The following is an 18,302-nucleotide window of genomic DNA, read 5'->3' as shown; positions in this document are numbered from 1 at the left end:
CTGCCGGCACTCGGCGCCTGGAGAGACGCCTCGTGAAGATGAGGAAGCTGACGATTCGAAGAAACGATGGCGATCCTCATCCCAGATGGCTTGACAGATCTGACTGAGCGGCTAGTCTCCCGCCGCTCCCTACAGGGAATGCCACCTTAGCTCAGTGGTAGAGCAACGGTTTCGTAAACCGTAGGTCTCGAGTTCAAGTCTCGAAGGTGGCTCCAAGTTTCTCGCCAGCGATTCCGGGCTCCCCCCGTGATGTCTGATCGTTGGCACTCGAACGACGAGCATCGCTCGTCGCTCCCCTCGCGAACACCGCGTCCAAGCGGCAGGTCCGTGGGCGTCTGCGGATGGTTCCTCATCGAGGCCGGCTCGACGCGGCGGTCGCGGTCCGCCTGACGACGCTATCGTCTCGATGGCTGCAACGACGCCGGCGTGCAGCCCACACACTGGCGTGACGGTCGGCCCGGATCATTCACAGGGAATGACGTCATACCTGCGCTCAATGCACTGATTGCCATCACGAAGCGCCCGCAGAGACGTCCGCGGGAAGCGAATTCCGATCAGGGGTATGGCTGAGGAAAGGAATCGCGCTCAGGTCGTGCGGCGCAGGCCCATCGCGCTCGCGAGCAGCAGATCGCGGAGCTGTTGCGCACGCTCACGAGCGACAGGCACGTAGATGCCGCGGCCGTCGGCCACGAGGCCCTCGCCGACCCAGACCCGCGTCCTGCGGTCGCGCTCGAACTCCTTGATGTGGGTCATGTTGACCAGCCAGTTGCGGTGGACACGAACGAGCGCACGGCCGAAGGAGGCTTCGATGGCGGACAGGGACAGGTCGACGTCGAAGACGCCGTGGGCGGTGTGGACCCGGGTCAGGCGCTCCGCGGCTTCGAAGGCCCACACCTCATCGCGCTCGAAGAAAACCAGGCTCTTCTTCCGCCGCGCGGCGATCCGCACGGGGCCCGCTGGCGGTAGCCGCGGGCGGAGGGCCCGGAGCTTTTGCAAGCACTGCTCGACGCGCTGCTCGGTGAATGGCTTGAGCAGGTAGTCGGCGACACCGACGTCGTAGGCTTCGAGCGCGTGGGCGTTGAACGCCGTGGCGAGGACGATCAGCGGTGGGTCGGGCTGCGCCGCGACCGCGCGCGCGATGTCCAGGCCTTCGTTGCGGCCGCCGGAGAGCCGGATGTCCAGGAAGACGACGTCGAAGGCGAGGCGCCCGTCGCCGAGCAGGATCTCCCGCGCTTCCTCCGCCGTTGCGACGGCGCCCGCAACCTCGGCCAGGTTGGAGCCGTCCAGAAGCTCGACGAGGTAGTTTCGCGCGGTCCACTCGTCCTCCACGACCAGGGAGCGCAGTTTTTCGCCGGCCTCGGTGCTCATGACGTTCCCTCCGAGGTCACGGAGACCGAGGCCACGGCGAGCTCGACGATTGCCGAGGTTCCTTCGCTCGACGACTGCAAGCGCAAGGTCGACCCGGGGCATCGGAGTTCGAGGCGACGACGCACCACACGGAGACCGACGGCGCCAGAGCGAGGCTCGGTCGTCGGAAGGCCGGGGCCGTTGTCCGTCACGGTGCACACGAGCTTCGACCCGACGCCAACCGCCTGGAGCGTGGCGCGTACGGTCACCCTGCCACCTCCGCCTCGACACAGCGCACCATGCTGGACCGCGTTCTCCACCAGGGGCTGTAGTAGCAGGGTCGGCAGCAGCACGCCGCCAGCGTCGGGAGGGATGTCCCAATCGAAGCGGAGCGTATCCCCGTGGCGCGATTCGAGGATCTCGGCGTAACGCCGGAGCCAGGTGACCTCCTGGTCGAGGGTCTGCATCTCGTCGTGCCCCTGCAGTGAATCCCGGAGCAGGTCCCCCAGACATCCCAGCAGGCGCCGCGCTTCACGGGGATTTTGCGTCACCAGCCCAGCGATGGTGTTGAGCGTATTGAGCAAGAAGTGCGGCTCGAGCTGCGAGCGCAGCCGCGCCATCTCCGACGAAACCCGGAGCTGCTCGGCCTCGAAACGCAGCTGCTCCGTTTCGAGGGTGCGGAGCTGGGCCTGCTCGGTCAGGTGCGGAGACACGAAGGCAAATCCCCAGATGCCGGCGATGAGGATGCCGATCATGGCGCCGAATCCTGCGGCGAGCGGGTATGGGAGCGGCCCTTTTTCATCGAGCTCGAAGCCGAGGAGCCCTTCGGACACGAACACGAAGGCGAGGGCGGAGAGCACACCGATGACCACGGCGACGAGGACACAGGCGACCACCACCTTCGTGGCGCTGAGCTGCCGCTTGATGCAGTGGTCAAACGTGACCGACAGCGCGAGCACCTGGATCGGCGTCTCGACGACCCACAGCATGAACCGAAGGACGATGCTCGAGATGCGCTCGTCTTCGAGGAATTCAGGGACGGTCTGCAGCAGCCCGATGACGACGGCCAAGGCCATGCCGACCAGCCAGCGACGTCGCGCGAAGAGCGTCAGATGCTGCGCCGCAGGACCTCCCATGAGGCCTCCAGATATCTTCCGCGCTCGCAGTCCGCAAGGTTGCAGCTCAGACGACGACGCATCGCGCAGGGTGAAGGGTTGCGGGTTCTTGCAGCAGGTCCCGACGCCTCCGGTTCGTCCATCGGGCGGCTCAGTTCGTCGGATGCGCGCGACGGTTGGTCGGTAGCGAATGGCAAAGCACCACACCAGATGCGACAGCCAATCCTCGACGCTCACCCACCTCCTTCGGACGGACGAAGCATGATCGAGCATTCATCTCGCGAAGATCACCAGCCACTCGCCGGATCACGTCGCCGGATTCTCGTCAGCGGCCTTCTCGGCTGGGCCGCTGGGGGCATCGCACTCGTCGCGATGGGCGCTTGTAGCACCAGCAAGGAGACAGGGCCGCTGAGCCACGACCTCACAGGGGAGCAGCTCTTCACGCAAGCCTTTCCAGGCACCAACGGCCGCTCCTGCGCCAGCTGCCATGTGCCAGAGGACAACTTCACGCTGACGCCCGCGCACGTGACCCGATTGCTGGAGACGAACCCGAGCGATCCGCTGTTCAGCGCGATCGACGCCGACGATCCCACGGCCGAGACGTTGACCTTCGAGCACTTGAAGGTGGGCCTCGTGCGCGTGTGGCTCACGGTGCCCGACACGATGGACTTGATCGATGATGCGGGCAACGTCACCACACCGCCCGATCGGAAGGTGTTCGTGTGGCGGTCGGTCCCCTCGATTGCTGACACGGCGATGACCGCGCCTTTCCAGTTCGATGGGCGTGCGGCGACGCTGGAAGAGCAAGCGCAAGCTGCCATCATCAGCCACAGCGAAGGGGGCACGGTGTCCCAGACCGAGCTCGCGCGCATCGCTGCGTTCCAGCGCGAGGTGTTCACCTCGGACCGGGCTCGCGCCGCCGCAGAGCACCTGGCGCGTGGGGTCGCTCCGGAGAACGTGCCCGACATGGAAGCGGCGCTGGACCTCACGCCCGCAGAGCAACGTGGCCGAGCCGTGTACGAGGCCGCGTGCGCGGCGTGCCATGGCGGGGGCTCCAGGGGGACCATCACGAACCGGGAGGCCCGTGACTTGCTGTTTCCTGCTCTCAAGCCCGATGGTCACGTGCTGTACGAGGTGCCTGCCACCGACCCGCCGACCCCGGTGCTCGCGGCCGATCAGGCCAGCGACTTCTTGAACATCGGCTCAGCGTTCGTCACGTATCTGGGACAGGTCGACCCCGAGTCCGAGATCCTGACGAAGTCGGTCAGCTTTCCTCGCTACCGCTACCGCTTCTACACGGACGGTTCTCGCACGAAGAAGGTCATCGATCTGCCGCCGCCGCCGCCGCCCTTCGACGGGGATGATCTGTCGGATTTCGACCCCGAACTCGACGACGATGGCAACCCCATCGCAGGGCCGAACCTGGTGCCTCAGATCTTCTCCAGCGATCCAGGGCGCGCCATGATCACGGGGCAGCCCCACGACTTCGAAGCGTTCGACGTGCCGACGCTGCGTGGGATCGGCCGCACGGCGCCTTACTTCCACAACAACAGCGCCAGGGACCTCGACGCGGTGGTGACCTTCTACAGCCAGTTCGTGCTGGGAAGGCTCGCGCCGCTCAACCTGCCTCCCATCCATCCGCCGGCGCACGAAGGTCCGCCGGAAGCCCTTAGCGCCGACCAGAAGAGCGATCTGATCGCCTTTCTGAACCGGCTCTGAGCGGGGCGAGGGGCCGGCTTTCAAGGCTCTGCCCAGGAGTCCGCGGCGAGCCTTCATCGTCCAGCCTCGCGCCGCCTCGGTGGTCACGACGGCCGACGCCGTGCAGTACCGGCAGCGAGATGTTGAATCCTCTGCCCCTCCGGATACACCAGCGCCTCACGTGAAGGGTGTCGCTCGACCCTCAGATGGGCGACACGCTCTACAATGAGCCGTGGTGAGCGCAGCCCGGAAGGAGCAGCGATGGGTCCGAGAGATTTCCTGAAGACCGTCTATCTAGGGGATCGCGGCTGCAAGGGCGTCTTCATCGACTCGTGGCGGGAGCGCGTGACCATTCACGTGAATGTCATTTCACGGGTTCGAGGCACTTCCGGAGCCTGGGACTACTACACGGATGAAGACATCACGGATGGTCACCTGGTCTTCACCGGGGTCAAGAGCATCTGCTTCGAGCCGTCAGGTCCACTCCCCAATGATTTCATCTACGAGGTCCTCATCGAGGAGGAACTCGTCAGTACGCCGGGAAGCGAGATGTTCAACGCATCGATCTCTGTCGGGTCGGTTGGTGAGGAGGAGGCTCCCACCGAGGTGGTCATCAAGATTCAGGCGAAAGGTCTTCACCTCGAAGATCCCGCGCGGCCCGGGCAAGAGATCCGCTCCTGATCCCTCCCGGTGAGCCATACCTCGATGCACCAGGACTGACGCGGGGCCCGAGCGAGCGGCGCTCGTGGGCCTGGTGGTTCGTGTGAGCTTCCGTCTGGTGCGCCCCGGGCCAGTCGCTCACGGAGTATGTCGGCGCGGTCGGCCGGTGACTCCTTCACGGGACCAGCGCGCGCTCCCCTGCCCTGCTGCCCGGGCTCCAGCGGTCTGCTTCTGACGGACGACGTTTCGTCGGCGGAATCGTCGACATGACGGTGGCCAGGGTCCGCATTCATGCTTGAGTTGACCTCGCTTCCGGTGGCCGCTGGTCGTCGGCGCGTCGTCGCTCGCACACCGCTCCGCGCAGCTCGCCTCGATCGGGGTGAGCCGGGCCTGCGGACCCACGGATGGGGGGAGGAAGGACATGAGCGCAACGGTCCCGTCGGGAGGGCATCGCGGCACCCTCGTCCACATCGTGCGCGGACACGCGGAGTGCCGCCCGGAGGCGGAGGCCATCACCTACCTGGCCGATGGTGAGGCCGTGGGGCAGGCGCTGAGCTTCGGGGAGCTGGATCGTCGGGTCCGCACCGTGGCGGGCCGGCTGCAGGAGCTCGGGGCCACGGGGAAGCCGGCGCTCTTGCTGTTCGAGAATGACGTCGACTTCGTCGTGGCGTTTCTCGGGTGTCTGTATGCGCGGGTCGTCGCGGTCACGGCGTATCCGCCTCGGAGCGGTTCGCGTCATCTCCAGCGGCTCCAGGCGCTGGTTGCGGATGCGCAGGCGGAGGTGGTGCTCGTGACGCCGTCGATCCTGGGGCGCATCGAGGAGTCGCTCCGCAAGTTCTCGGCGCTCGCGTCGGCGCGGTGGGTGGTCGTGGGCGAGCCCGGAGAGGGCGATGAAGCGCTGGCAGAGGCCTGGAGGATGCCTGCGCTGCGCCGCGAGGAGGTGGCGTTCCTCCAGTACACCTCGGGCTCTCTGGGGTCGCCCAAGGGGGTCATGCTCAGCCACGGGAACTTGATGCACAACGCGGCGATGATCGCGGCGGCGTTCGGGCACTCGAGCGCGACGCGGCACGTGAGCTGGCTGCCGCTGTTCCACGACATGGGGCTCATCGGGAATGTGCTCCAGGCGCTCTACCTGGGGACGCCGTGCGTCTTCATGTCTCCGGCCGCCTTCGTCCAGCAGCCGGCGCGGTGGCTGCGCGCGATCTCGACGTACCAGGCGACGACGAGCGGTGCGCCCAGCTCTGCGTATGACCTGTGCGTCCGGAAGATCACCGACGAGCAACTCGAAGGGGTGGATCTGCGGGGCTGGCGGGTGGCGTACAACGGGGCCGAGCCGGTGCGGGCCGATGTGCTCGATGCGTTCGCAGCGCGGTTCGCGCGGTTCGGGTTTCAGCGGAGCGCGCTGTATCCCTGCTACGGGATGGCAGAGTCGACGCTGCTCATCTCTGGCGACGACACGATGGCCGAGCCGGTCGTGCGGGCGGTGTGCAGCGCGGCGCTCGAACGAGGTCGGATCGAGGAGGTGACGGCTGGTCAGGCCGCGCGACGGCTGGTGAGCTGTGGGCATTCCTGGTTCGGTCAGGAGGTGAGGATCGTCGATCCGAAGACGTGCCTCCCTTGCCCGCCGGGGCAGGTCGGCGAGATCTGGCTCTCGGGCGAGAGTGTCGCGCTCGGCTACTGGAACCGGCCGGAGCTGACGCAGGAGACGTTCCAGGCGCGCCTGCCAGACACGGCGCGGACCTTCCTGCGCACGGGAGATCTCGGGTTCGTGGAGGAGACGCAGCTCTATGTCACGGGCCGTCTGAAGGATCTCATCGTCGTGCGGGGTCGGAACCACTATCCGCAGGACATCGAGGCGACGGTGGAGCGGAGCTCGGGGATGCTGCGCCCCGGGCTCGGCGCAGCCTTCTCCATCGAGGGGGCCGAGGGGGAGCGGCTCGTCGTGGTGCACGAGGTGGAGCGGGTGCACGTGGCCGATCTGGAGGTGCCGTCGGTGGTGGGGCAGATCCGGGAGGCGGTCGCCGAGGAGCACGAGATCGCGGTGCACGCGGTGGTGTTGCTCGCGCCAGGGACGCTGCCCAAGACGTCGAGCGGCAAGGTACAGCGCTCGGCGTGCCGGAAGCGCTTCCTGGCCGGCACGCTGGAGGCGGTCGGCCAGTGGTCGGTGTCGCTCAGGGAGCCAGCGCAGGAAGGCCCAGGGGCAGTGGCCGAGGGGCCGCGCACGCGGGAGGCGCTCCAGGGGTGGCTCACCGCGCGGGTGGCGGCGCGGCTGCGCATCGCGGAGAGCGAGATCGATCCACGGAGGCCGTTGACGCAGTACGGGCTGGAATCGACGGTGGCGGCGAGCTTGAGCCACGAGCTGGGCGACAAGCTGGGGGTGCGGCTGGGGCCCCTGGTCTTCTGGGAGTATCCGAGCATCGAGCGGCTCTGCGGTTACCTGAACTCGCTGTCGTCGTGAGGGGTGGGGCGCGGGAGAGGCATGAGCCAGCGTTTGCACTTCGATCCGCTGTCGTCCGAGTTCCTCGCGGATCCGTATTCGCTCTATGCGCGCATGCGCGCGGAGGATCCGGTCCATTGCAATGCGATGGGGAGCTGGCTGCTGACGCGCCATGACGATGTGGTCGCGGTGCTGCGGGACCACCGCTTCGGTGTCCACAGCATGGCGGCGAACCTCCGTAGCAAGGGGCGCTTCCTCGGGCCGGGCCAGAAGCTGGACGCGCTGGCAGATACCGTTGGTCAGTGGCTGATGTTCGACAATCCGCCGGAGCACACGCGGCTGCGGCGGCTGGTGAGTCGGTCGTTCACCACGGGCAGCGTCGAGCTGCTGCGGGCGCAGGTGGAAGAGAGGGTGGCGGCGTGCCTCGACGCTGCACGAGAGCGCGGAGAGCTGGACGTCATCCACGATCTCGCCGTGCCACTGGCCGTGGGGACGATCTCCAGCATCCTGGGCGTGCCGGCAAAGGACCGCGCGCGCGTGCTGGCCTGGACCGAGGGGCTGTCGCACATCGTGGATCCGCTGCGCTCGCTCGAAGAGTACCTGGCCATGGAGCAGGTGGCGGAGGAGTTCATGGAGTACTTCCGCGCGCTGTTCAGGGAGCGGCGGCGCAATCCCGAGGACGATCTCGTCAGCGCGCTGGTCGCCAAGGAGAAGGACAAGGGGGTCACGGAGGTGGAGCTCCTGTCGATGTGCACCAACCTGTTCACGGCTGGGTACAAGACGACCGTCAATTTCATCGGCAATGGCGTGCTCGCGCTCTTGCGCAACCCAGCGCAATGCGCGCTGTTACGCGAGGCCCCCGAGGCAGTCCCCAGGGCCATGGAGGAGCTGCTGCGCTACGACAGCCCGGTCCAGCTCATCACGAGGCTGGCGTGCGAGGAGGTGTCGCTGCGAGGGCGCACGATCCCGGCGGGGAGCATGGTGTTTCTGGCGCTTGGAGGAGCGAACCGGGACCCGGAGCAGTTTGCCAACCCGGACCGGCTCGACCTCACGCGGACGGAGGTGCGGCACGTCGCGTTCGCTCCCGGGATGCACCACTGTCTCGGGGCGATGCTGGCGCAGCTCGAAGGGCAGGTAGCGATCCTGGGGCTGGTCCAGCGCTTCGAAGACCTCGCACTCCGAACGGAGGGGGTCGCGATGGAGAGCGACGTGATCTTCCGAGGGCCCCGATCGCTGCCGGTCAGCTTCGACGCGAGGACTCAGGCTCTTCGCCGAGGTAGAGGCGGATGAGCTTCGCTTCGAGCTTCGTGCAGCGATCCGTGGCTCACCCGCCCCGCGGGGTCGAGCGCGCTCGCGCTCAGCCCTGAGGCTTCCTCGCGACGATGAAGTCGGTGTGACCGAGGTAGAGGTCTCCGCGCGTCTGCAGGATCTCGAAGCCCAGCGCGGCGATCTCCTGGGTGAGCTCCTCCAGGGTGTGCAGGTAGAACTTGCCCTCGTGCTGGTGCTGGCGAATGCGCTGGCTCTCTTTCTGGACCCCGCGCATGCGGAAGCACTCGCGGACGAAGTCGAACAGGGAATACTGCTCGTACATGTGGCTGAGGCCGGTGCGCGCGAACTGCGTGGTGTCGAGCTCACGACCGATGTCGCCGACCACGAGGTAGCCGCCCGGCTTGAGCATGGCGCGGGCTTGCGCGAGGGCTTCGAGGGCGCCGGGCTTCTGCAGGACGTAGAGGCAGTGGACGTAGCTGATCGCGTCGACGCTCTCCAGCGCCTCCGGTCGGGTCCTCAGGTCGGCAGCACGCGCCTGGATGGGGACACCAGCGCGCTCGGCCTTGTAGCGCAGCACTTCCAGCATGCGCTCGTTGTTGTCGTAGGCGCTGATGGTCGCTCGCGGGCACGATCGCGCGATGGCCAGGGCGAAGTTGCCGGTGCCGCAGCCCATGTCGACGATCTTCGCGCCGTCCGGTAGATCGAACGAGCGGAAGGTGTCCTCGAAGACGCGCACCAGCTCCTTGTAGGCCGGGTTGTTGCGCCCGATTCCATCATAAACATCGGCGTACGTGCTCCAATCGACTCCCATGACTTTCCTCCGGATCTCGGTCGTTACGCTGGTCCCGGCTCGACGACTTCAGATCGAGCACGGGCGTGGTGAGGTCATTCGTGACTGATCTCGTTCGTCGGTCGCGACGCGTCAGGCTGCTGGAGAGGTCGCGGTGGAAGCTGCGGGGGAGGCTTCCAGCTCGCTCAGGCGCCTCAGGATCTTCTGCAACAGGTCGTCCACGGCTTCCTGGGTGAAGCGCGGGTGGTCGTAATCGAGCTGCAATTCCAGCCCGGCGGCCTGTCTCGCCACCGAGGCGGTCAGGTTCAGGGGGGTGTGGAAGCGGTCGTGGTGGCGGAAGCCGAGCACGTCGACGCTTTCACCGAGCTGGTGTGAGGTCCCGGCGAAATCGACGAAGTTGAACGTGGCGGCGAAGCGTGCGCCGGGCCCGAACTCGGGGAGCGCAGACGCGGGGAAGAGGACGTGAGGATCGAGGGCGATGAGGCGCGCCTGGACCTCGCGCAGGTGCGCCACGAGGTCGGGGCGCGGGGGGCAATGAAAGGGCGTCAGGTTCCAGAGGAGGCCGCGGGTGCGGAGCGGGTCGACGAGGCGCGCGCTCCTGCCGCTGGAGACGACGCCGACGGGGACGGCTTCGCCGCCGATCTTCTGGAGCGCATGCAGGTACGTGCCGAGGAGGATCGCGCGGAGGGACACGCTCCAGCGTCGCCTGAGTTCGTGGAGGCGTGCGAGCAGCGGCGCCTCGACGTGGACGGTGCGCACGCGGCGGTCCCAGCTTTCGACGGAGGTAGCCGGAGCAGGTTCCGCGCGCCGGCTCCCGCGCAGGTGGTCGAGCCAGAAGGCGCGGGAAGGCTGGGCGTCCCGGGCTTCGCGCTCCAGGGCCACGAAGTCCCGGTAGCCATGCGGCTCAGGGGTCTCGACGATCTCCTCACCTCGTTTGTGGGCGCCGTAGAGGGCGAGCAGCTCGTGGAACAGCTCCACGCTGCTCCAGCCATCGAGGATGGCGTGGTGGCAGGACAGGTGGATCTCGAAGGTGTGGTCCGTGTGAAGGAGGATCCGGAAGCGGCTCAGGAGCCGCGACGGGCCGGTTTCGAAGGGGCGGCCTCGGTCGGCTTGCAGGCGCGCTTCGCTCACGCGCTGCCGCTCCTCCTGGGTCAGTGCGCGCAGGTCCTCGATCTCCAGGCTGGGGGGTGCGGTGCGGAGCACGCCTTGCAATCGCGGTGCGCCAGGGATTTCGAGGATGACGGTGCGCAGCGCAGGATTGCGGCGTACGAGGGTGGCGAGCGCCGCCTCCAGCGCGGGAAGCGAGAAGCCTTCATCCCGCAGGTGGAGGGCGTATTGCAGGTGGTAGATGCCCCGGCGGCCAGCGTCCTTCGCGTGCTCGTCGAGCATCACCTCTTGCATGGCGGTGAGCGGATAGGCGAGGGCGATCTCGGGTGGCAGGCTCTGGAGCAGGGAGGCTGGCAGGGCCACCTTGTCGAGAGGAATGGGCGCGGTCGCCTCGGTGGCTCGGCTGCGCTGGCGTGCGGGATGGGCCAGCTCGGCGATGGTGGGATGGCGGAGGATGTCCGCGGGTCGGATGTCGAGTCCGGCTTCACGCAGGTGCTGCGCGAGCTGCACGACCCGCAAGGAGTCGCCCCCGAGGGCGAAGAAGTCGTCGTGGATGCCAACAGGGGTCCTGCCGAGGATCTGCTGCCAGAGCTCGGTGAGGAGACGTTCTTGCTCCGTCCGCGGGGGTGTGTAGCGGGTCTGCAAGGAGGCGCGGTCGAAGGTGGGCCGGGGAAGGCGCTTGCGGTCCACCTTGCCCGCGGGCGTCAGGGGTAGCTCGTCCAGCACCATGTACTGCCCGGGCACCATGTACTCGGGCAGCCGCTCTTGCAGGTGCGCGCGCAACGCCTCCACCGAAGGCGCCGCTCCGGAGGGCACCACGTACGCCACGAGCTGCGCTCCCCCTCCCCGCTCGTCCTCGGCGCTGCTCACCACCACCGCACGCACCGAGGGGTGCGTCGAGAGCCATGCCTCCACTTCGCCCAGCTCGATCCGGAAACCTCGGATCTTCACCTGCGCGTCCGAGCGACCCTGATACAGCAGTCGGCCATCTGCTTGCCGTCGCACCACGTCCCCCGTGCGGTACATCCTTGCGCCGGGCGTCGTGCTGAAGGGGTCCGGCACGAAGCGCTCGGCGCTCAGCGAACGACGGCGCCAGTAGCCTCGCGCAAGGCCGGCGCCGCCGATGTACAGCTCGCCAGAGACCCCCAGCGGTACGAGTTCCAGCGCCTCGTCCAGCACGTACAGGTCCGTGTTGTCCACCGGAGTGCCCAGGTCCACCCGCGCCGCGTCCTGTACCGGTCCCGCTGCCGACCAGATCGTCGTCTCCGTCGGGCCGTACATGTTCCACAGCGCCACCTCGTGCTCCAGCAGTCGGCAGCACACGTCCCCGGGCAGCGCTTCCCCGCCGCACAGCGCCTTGAAGCCGTGGTTCAGCACCTCGGGGTGCTGGAGCAGCAGGCGGTAGGTGCTCGGCGTTCCTTGCATCACCGTCACGCCGTGCTGCGCCAGCGCTCGGCCCAGCCGCTCGGGATCACGGCTGGTGGCTTGGGACGCCACCACCAGACGCGCTCCCGTCACGAGCGGCAGGTACAGCTCCAGGCCGGCGATGTCGAACGAGAGCGGCGTCACTGCCAGCAGGACGTCCGTCGCCGAGAGCCCGGGTCGCTCCGCCATCGAGCGCAGGAAGTTCGCCAGCGCGCCGTGCGGGACTTGCACCCCTTTGGGACGTCCCGTGGAACCGGAGGTGTAGAGCATGTAGGCGCACTGCTCGGCCGCCACGGCCAGCTTCAGGTCGGAGGCCGGTTCGTCGGACGCCGAGCGCTCCACGTCCTGCAACAGGAGCGTCTCCACCCCGGACGCCGTGGGGAGCTGCTCCAGCGAAGCCTCGTCCGTCAACAGCAACTTCACGGCGGCGTCTTCGAGCATGTAGCTCAGGCGCTCGCGGGGGTAGCCGGGGTCCAGCGGGACGTACATGCCACCCGCCTTCAGCACGCCGAGGAGGCCCACCACGAGGTCCACGCCGCGTTGCAGGCTCAGGCCCATCGATACTTCCGGGCCCACGCCCATCGCGCGCAGTCGTCTCGCCAGTCGGTTGGCGCGGGCGTTGACCTCGGCGCGCGTCAGCCGCTTCCCTTCGTCCTCCACTGCGATCGCCGAAGGCTCGCGCTCGGCCAGCTTCTCCCACGGCGCATAGAAGGGCACCTCGCCCTCAAGGGGCGACGAGGGCCCCTGCCCTGCGCGCAAGACCGCCTCGCGCTCTTCTTTCCCCAGCAGCCTCAGTCGCCCCACCGGCCGCTCGGGGGTCTCCACCATCGCGGCCAGCAGCTCTGCGTAGTGGCGCGCCATCCGCTCTACCGTCTCCGGCAGGAACAGGTCCGCATTGTACTTCAGGTTGCCGTGCAGCTCTTCCGCCGCGTACAGCACCTCCAGCGTCACGTCGAACTGTCCCTCTTGCTGCGGGAGGGGATGGGCCGCCACGGCGAGGCCGCCGAAGTCCGTCGTGCCCTCTCCACCCTGGAGAAGCTGGGTGAGCGCGCCCGTGGAAGGCTGCTGGAAGACGAACGAGGCTTGAAACAGCGGGGAGCGGGCGGGGTCGCGAGGAACGCGCAGGCGATCGACCAGCAACGCGAAGGGATAATCCTGGCGACTCAGCGCGTCGGTGATGGTCTGTCGCGTTTGCTGGAGGAGTTCGATGGTGGAGGGGTCGTTCGTCAGATCGGCGCGCAGCACGACCATGTTGATGAAGTCGCCCACGACGGGGCTGAACTCCTGCCGGCTGCGGCCAGCCATGGGGGTGCCGACGAGGATGTCGCGCTCGCCGCTGTGGCGTGAGAGCAGGGTCTGGTAGGCGGCGAGCAGGACGGCGAAGAGGGTGGCACCGTGCGCTTTCGAGAGCTGGACGATGCGCTGGGTCGGCTCGCGGCGGATGGTGAAGGGGTGGGAGGCGCCGCGGAAGGTCTGGACCGGGGGGCGGGGCAGATCGAGGGGGAGATCGAGGTTCGGGATCTTGCCGGAGAGGCGCTGCTGCCAGTACGCCCAGAGGCGCTCGCCTTCGGGGCCGCCCAGGAGGTCGCGCTGCCAGCGCACGAAGTCGCCGTACTGGACGCTGAGCAGAGGAAGCTCGGGGGGGTGGCCGGCGCGCACCGCAGGGTACAGGGCCTTGAGTTCGTCGATGAGGATCCAGAGGGACCAGCCGTCGACGGCGATGTGGTGCGCGACGAGGAGGAGGACGTGGTCGTCGGGGGCGCGGTGGAACAGGACCCCTCGAAGGATGGGGCCGCGTTCGAGATCGAAGGGTCGGCAGCGCGCAGCCTGGACGCGCTCTGCGAGTTCGGCCTCGGCCCAGGTGGAGGCGTCCAGCTCGTCGAAGCCAGGGTCGAGGCGTGCGTGGATGGTGCGCAGGGCCTCTCCGTCCCGCTGGAGGTAGGTGGTGCGCAAGACGGGGTGCCGCTCGGTGAGGGCGAGCAGGGCGCCGCGCATGGCGGGCGCGTCGATCGGGGAGCGCACGCGGAAGGCGAAGGCCACGTTGTAGGCAGGGCTCTCGGGATCGAGGCGGTACAGGTACCAGAGGGCCTGCTGGCCGTGCGAGGTGGGCTGCGGGGTGGTCTGGCGCGCAGCACGTGCGCGCAGGAGGTGCGCGAGGCGCTCGAGCTTCTGGGCGCTGGTGGCGGGCTCGGGGTGTTCGTGCGGGCTCACGGTGCGCCCTCCATGCCCTCGACCTGTTGCAGGAGGGTGTTCAAGGCCGGTTCATCGAGGCGCTCGATGCGTGCCAGTAGCGTCTGCATGGTCTCGTGGTCGATGTTGCGGACGAGTTCGAGAAGATCGTCCGAGGTCGCGCGGGAGGACGTGATGGACGCCGGGGTGGCGGGTGCGGCGAGCAGCTCGTGGAGCCGTCGCACGCTGGGGCTCTGCAGCAGCTCGGCGAGTTCGATGGGCTGGCCGAGATCCTGCTCGATGCGGTTCCGCAGCTCGACGGCCATGAGCGAGTCGAGGCCCATCTTGGTCAGCGGGGTCTCGGGGTCGAGGGAGGCCGCGTCGTCGAGGCGCATCACGTCGCCCACCAGCTCGACGAGGTAGCGGGACAGGAGCGCGTCGCGCTCGGCGGGCGAGGCGGTGTCGAGCTGGCCTCGGACGTCGCTCTTGCGCCGGCGGGTCGTGGCGGCCTTGGTCGGAGTCGACGGGGCCAGCTCGGTGAGCAGCGGTCGGCGCGCTCTGGCCTCGTAGACGGGGCGGAAGCGCCGGAAATCCACCCGGGCCACGACGACCTCGGTCTCGTCGATGCCGCACAGGGAGTCCATCGCCAGGATGGCCTGCTCGGGAGGCAGGCCATGGATGCCCATGCGTTCGAGCCAGTCCTTGGAGCCCGCCCGAGCGGCCATGCCCTCGCCTTCCCAGGGTCCCCAGTGAATGCAGACGGCGGGTCGACCCGCGCTCCGGCGCTGTCTCGCCAGCGCCGCGAGGTACTGATTGGCTGCGCCATAGGCCAGCATGCCCGCCGAGCCCCAGACGGCCGAGATCGAGGAGAAGCAGACGAAGGCGTCGAGGTCGAGGCCCTCGCTGAGGCGGTGCAGCAGGTAGCCGCCGGTGACCTTGGGGGCCAGGGTCTCACGGAGCGCCGCGGCATCGAGGGCTTGGAGGTCGCGATGGCTGAACACCCCTGCCGCATGGAAGATGCCGCGCAGCGGGAAGCTCGAGCGGCGAAGGTCGTCGAAGACGCGCTCCATCTGGGCGCGGTCGCCGACGTCTGCAGCGAGGATCTCGATGGATGCGCCAGAGCGCCGGAGTTCGTCGAGGAGGGTCTGTTTGCTGTGCCGGCTCGACGCGGTCGCCGTGGCGAGCGTCTCTTCCCAGGGGCGGCGGCTCATGAGCAGGATGCGCCCTGCGCCGCGTGCTGCCAGCCACCGGGCGGTGAGGAGGCCGAGATCGCCAAGGCCTCCGGTGACGAGGTAGCTGCCGTCAGCGCGGACCTGGAGGGGCGGGACGGGGGGCGCCGTGCGTCGCGCCAGGCGCAGGACGTACCTCGCGTCCCCCCGCAACGTGACCTGGTCCTCGCCGTCCGCGCTCTGCAGGGCGCCGAAGAGCAGGCGCGCCTCGTCGGAGGAGCGCGCCGGATCCAGGTCGAGGATCCCACCCCACAGCTCGGGGGCTTCGAGGGCGAGTCCACGGGCGAGGCCCCAGAGCAGGGCTTGCTGGGGGGCGCGGATCGGCTCGGCGTTGGCGATCGACTGCGCACCTCGGGTCACGAACCACACGCGCGAAGGCAAGGGGCTCGCGGCGGCCTTCAGGGTCTGGATCAAGTACAGGGCACTCGCGCAGCCGTGCGCCTGCGCCGACGCGAACGAGGAGGCGGGGTCGGCATCGAGCGCATCGGGGTCCTCGGCGTCGAGACCCCCGAGATGCACGAACTTCACGCCACCCGGGGGCGCGTCGCGCAAAGCGTCCTCCACGATCTGGTGGTAGCGAGCGCGGGAGGCGTCTTCTGCGAGAGGTGCCTCGATGGCGGCCAGGTGGACGTCGTGGCCGCGGTCTCGCAGGAGTGCGGCGAGGGCAGCGCCCGTGCCGCTCTGGTCCGCAAGGAGGACCCAGCGCTCGCGCGCACCCGTGCGAGTCGTGTCCGTGTCTCCGGACGCGGGGGCGTCTCGCCGGCTCCAGCGCAGATCGTAGAGCCACTCGGCGAATCTCGGGCGGCTGGAGACCTGGGCGATGAGGGCGCGTGGGGCCGGCAGGAGCAGCCAGCCGGTGAGTTCGGCCACGGGTTCGCCAGCTTCGTCGAGGAGTCGCACGTCACCGGAGACGGGCGCGGAGGGGTTGTCCATCGCGCGCTGCAAGCGGGCGTGGCTGAAGGTGGAGGTGCCGGGCTGGCGGTGCAGTCGGAAGCGCTTCAGGCCTGCGGGGAGATGGACTGCATCCTTGTCGGCCTCGTCGCCCGTCCCGCCGATGGTTGCGCCGAGCACCTGCAGGGCGCTGTCGAGCAGGGCCGGGTGGACGCGATAGCGCGCGACGTCGACGGCGAGGGCGTCGTCCAGGGCCACCTCGCCCAGCGCCTCCGCATTTCCCTGGTGGAGCCTTCGCAGGCTCTGGAAGGCGGGGCCATACTCCAGACCTTGCTGGTGATAGAGCGCGTAATGGGCCTCGCGCGGGATCTCGGCCGGGCAGCGTCCCTTCAGGGCGGCGATCGGTTCGATGGTGCTGGCGATCTCTTGGCCTTCTCCGTCGATGCGCGCGAAACCTTGCACATGAACCTGCCACTCGGAGCAGGTTTCGTCCTTGGGGCTGCAGATGCGGAACTCGGCGCGACCTTCTTCGGCAGCTCCGAGGATGGTCTGTACGTGGGCCGTTCCGGTGGGCGGAAGGACGAGGGGGGCCTGGATCACCAGGTCTTCGAGGACCGAGACGGAAGGTCCGTAGACCTCCTGGGCGGCGCTCAGCGCCATCTCGATGTAGGCCGTCATGGGCAGGACCATCTGGCCGTAGACGCGATGGTCCTGGAGGTAGCCGAGCGTCTCGGGGTCGAGCTTCGCGGTGAATAGCGTGGCATTCAGCGCGGTCGGGAGTCTGTGGCCGAGGAGGGGGTGGACGGCCTCGCCCGCGGCCCCCGTGGTGGCAGCCTGGTCTGGCGCTTCCGGTCGTTTCGCGGCCCAGTAGCGCTTGCGCTGGAACGGGTACGTGGGGAGAGCGACGCGGCGGCGGGGGTAGTCCCGATCGAAGGCAGCCCAGTCGACCGAGGCGCCGCGCACGTGGAGTCGGGCCAGGCTTTCGAGCAGGGGCTGCCAGTCGCCTGCCCCTTGCTTGAGGGTGGGGAGCCAGTCGATGTCGTCCGCAGCTCCGGCTTCGCGGCGCGCCATGGCGACCAGCGTGGGCTGGGGGCCGATCTCGAGGAAGCAGCGATGACCCTGCTGTCGAAGGGTGCGGATGCCAGCCAGGAACTGGACCGGCTCGCGCATCTGCCGCCACCAGTACTCGGCCGTCGGGGCGTCGGTCATGAGTTCGCCGGTGAGGTTGGAGACGAGGCGGAGCTGCGGCGCGGTGAAGTTCACGCCGGCGGCCACGCGCTCGAAATCACGGCGCATGGGTTCGAGGAGAGGAGAGTGGAAGGCGTGCGAGACCTTGAGGGGTCGGTTTTTGATGCCCCGCGCTTGCAGGGCAGCGCCGATGGCGGCGAGGGCGTCCGTGGCGCCGCTGATGACGGTCTCCCCCGGGGCGTTGATGGCGGCGATGGTGACGCGCGACTCGTGGGCGCGGAGCAGGTCGCCGATGCGCTCGGGCTCCGCGAAGACGGCCATCATGCCGCCCGGCTCGGGCAGGGCTTGCATGAGGCGGGCGCGCGCGGAGATGAGGGCGAGGCCATCTTCGAGAGAGAACACCCCGGCGGCGCAAGCTGCAGCGTACTCGCCGACGCTGTGACCGATGACGGCGGCGGGCACGATGCCCCAGTCCCGCAGGGTGCCGCAGAGGGCCACTTCCAGGGCGAAGAGCGCGGGCTGGGTGAACTCGGTCTGGTCGAGGAGCCCGGACTCCTGCTCATCCGGGAACAGAATGCCGAGGAGGGGACGGCTCAGGTGAGGTGCCAGGAGGTCGGCGCAGGCATCCAGGCGGCGCTTGAAGGAGGGGCTCGTTTCGTAGAGCGCGCGGGCCATTCCGGCGTACTGCGAGCCCTGTCCGGTGAAGAGGAAGACGATCTCCGGCGGTGTCTGCGCCGCGGTGGGCGCACGGAGGGCCGAGGGGGACGTGCCGCCGTCTCGGAGCGCCGCGAGGGCGAGGCTGGCCTCCTCGGTGGACGAGGCCACCACGGCGACACGGTGAGCGAAGTGGGTTCGGCCAGTACCTGCCGTGAAGCACAGGTCCGCGAGGGGGGTCTGCGTGCTGGCCGCGAGGTGCTGCGCGTAGTGGTCGACCTGCGCCGTGAGGGCGGCGTCGGTCCTGGCAGAGAGGGTGAGGA

At 68.6% G+C, this 18,302-nt stretch carries 9 protein-coding genes and 1 tRNA gene (1 of these 10 only partly in view); 5 read left to right on the top strand and 5 right to left on the bottom strand.

Annotation, left to right across the window (positions count from 1 at the left end):
- The first annotated feature begins 140 nt into the window (after positions 1-140).
- A tRNA-Thr gene (locus CMC5_RS14860) sits at positions 141-215 on the top strand.
- Between the two features lie 370 nt (positions 216-585).
- Here CMC5_RS14860 and CMC5_RS45820 read toward each other — a convergent pair.
- Both CMC5_RS45820 and CMC5_RS14850 read right to left on the bottom strand, forming a co-directional pair.
- Positions 586-1,368, bottom strand: a complete 783-nt coding sequence (locus CMC5_RS45820) for a LytR/AlgR family response regulator transcription factor (RefSeq protein WP_050431051.1) — start codon at positions 1,366-1,368, stop codon at positions 586-588.
- Positions 1,365-2,483 carry a sensor histidine kinase gene (locus tag CMC5_RS14850; protein WP_050431050.1) on the bottom strand — a complete coding sequence of 373 codons (1,119 nt, stop codon included), beginning with the start codon at positions 2,481-2,483 and terminating at the stop codon, positions 1,365-1,367. Before CMC5_RS14850 ends, CMC5_RS45820 begins: the two co-directional genes overlap by 4 nt.
- A 240-nt stretch (positions 2,484-2,723) precedes the next feature.
- On the opposite strand from CMC5_RS14850, the gene CMC5_RS14845 reads away from it, so the two are divergent.
- The 4 genes from CMC5_RS14845 (at position 2,724) to CMC5_RS14830 (ending at position 8,547) form a co-directional block, all read left to right on the top strand.
- Entirely contained in the window at positions 2,724-4,181 is a 1,458-nt protein-coding gene (locus tag CMC5_RS14845) for a cytochrome c peroxidase (protein ID WP_245678441.1), read from the top strand.
- 240 nt (positions 4,182-4,421) lie between these two features.
- Complete coding sequence (locus CMC5_RS14840) at positions 4,422-4,841, top strand: DUF6258 family protein (protein WP_050431049.1); 420 nt, start codon at positions 4,422-4,424, stop codon at positions 4,839-4,841.
- Positions 4,842-5,241: 400 nt separating this feature from the next.
- Positions 5,242-7,278, top strand: a complete 2,037-nt coding sequence (locus CMC5_RS14835) for an AMP-binding protein (protein WP_050431048.1) — start codon at positions 5,242-5,244, stop codon at positions 7,276-7,278.
- Between the two features lie 21 nt (positions 7,279-7,299).
- On the top strand, positions 7,300-8,547 hold the full coding sequence (locus CMC5_RS14830; protein ID WP_063796280.1) for a cytochrome P450: 1,248 nt from the start codon (positions 7,300-7,302) through the stop codon (positions 8,545-8,547).
- A 67-nt stretch (positions 8,548-8,614) separates the two neighbouring features.
- On the opposite strand, the gene CMC5_RS14825 is transcribed toward CMC5_RS14830, so the two are convergent.
- The 3 genes from CMC5_RS14825 to CMC5_RS14815 form a co-directional block, all read right to left on the bottom strand.
- Complete coding sequence (locus CMC5_RS14825) at positions 8,615-9,337, bottom strand: class I SAM-dependent methyltransferase (RefSeq protein WP_050431046.1); 723 nt, start codon at positions 9,335-9,337, stop codon at positions 8,615-8,617.
- Between the two features lie 111 nt (positions 9,338-9,448).
- The gene (locus CMC5_RS14820; protein WP_050431045.1) at positions 9,449-14,059 is read right to left on the bottom strand and encodes a non-ribosomal peptide synthetase; all 4,611 of its coding nucleotides are present in this window, start codon (positions 14,057-14,059) and stop codon (positions 9,449-9,451) included.
- Positions 14,056-18,302: the 3' portion of a type I polyketide synthase gene (locus tag CMC5_RS14815; RefSeq protein ID WP_050431044.1), read on the bottom strand. It continues 1,438 nt past the right edge of the window; 4,247 of the gene's 5,685 nt are visible here — the last part of the coding sequence; its start codon lies off the right edge, out of view — the gene reads right to left on this strand; its stop codon occupies positions 14,056-14,058. The genes CMC5_RS14820 and CMC5_RS14815 overlap by 4 nt, the downstream gene beginning before the upstream one ends.

This window comes from Chondromyces crocatus, from assembly GCF_001189295.1.
Classification (GTDB): domain Bacteria; phylum Myxococcota_A; class Polyangia; order Polyangiales; family Polyangiaceae; genus Chondromyces; species Chondromyces crocatus.
This window is presented reverse-complemented; position numbering and strand designations above follow the sequence as displayed.

Excerpts from the sequence above, each read along its gene's own strand:
- CMC5_RS45820 (WP_050431051.1), bottom strand. The coding sequence starts at position 1,368 with ATGAGCACCGAGGCCGGCGAAAAACTGCGCTCCCTGGTCGTGGAGGAC.
- CMC5_RS14850 (WP_050431050.1), bottom strand. The coding sequence starts at position 2,483 with ATGGGAGGTCCTGCGGCGCAGCATCTGACGCTCTTCGCGCGACGTCGC.
- CMC5_RS14845 (WP_245678441.1), top strand. The coding sequence starts at position 2,724 with ATGATCGAGCATTCATCTCGCGAAGATCACCAGCCACTCGCCGGATCA.
- CMC5_RS14840 (WP_050431049.1), top strand. The coding sequence starts at position 4,422 with ATGGGTCCGAGAGATTTCCTGAAGACCGTCTATCTAGGGGATCGCGGC.
- CMC5_RS14835 (WP_050431048.1), top strand. The coding sequence starts at position 5,242 with ATGAGCGCAACGGTCCCGTCGGGAGGGCATCGCGGCACCCTCGTCCAC.
- CMC5_RS14830 (WP_063796280.1), top strand. The coding sequence starts at position 7,300 with ATGAGCCAGCGTTTGCACTTCGATCCGCTGTCGTCCGAGTTCCTCGCG.
- CMC5_RS14825 (WP_050431046.1), bottom strand. The coding sequence starts at position 9,337 with ATGGGAGTCGATTGGAGCACGTACGCCGATGTTTATGATGGAATCGGG.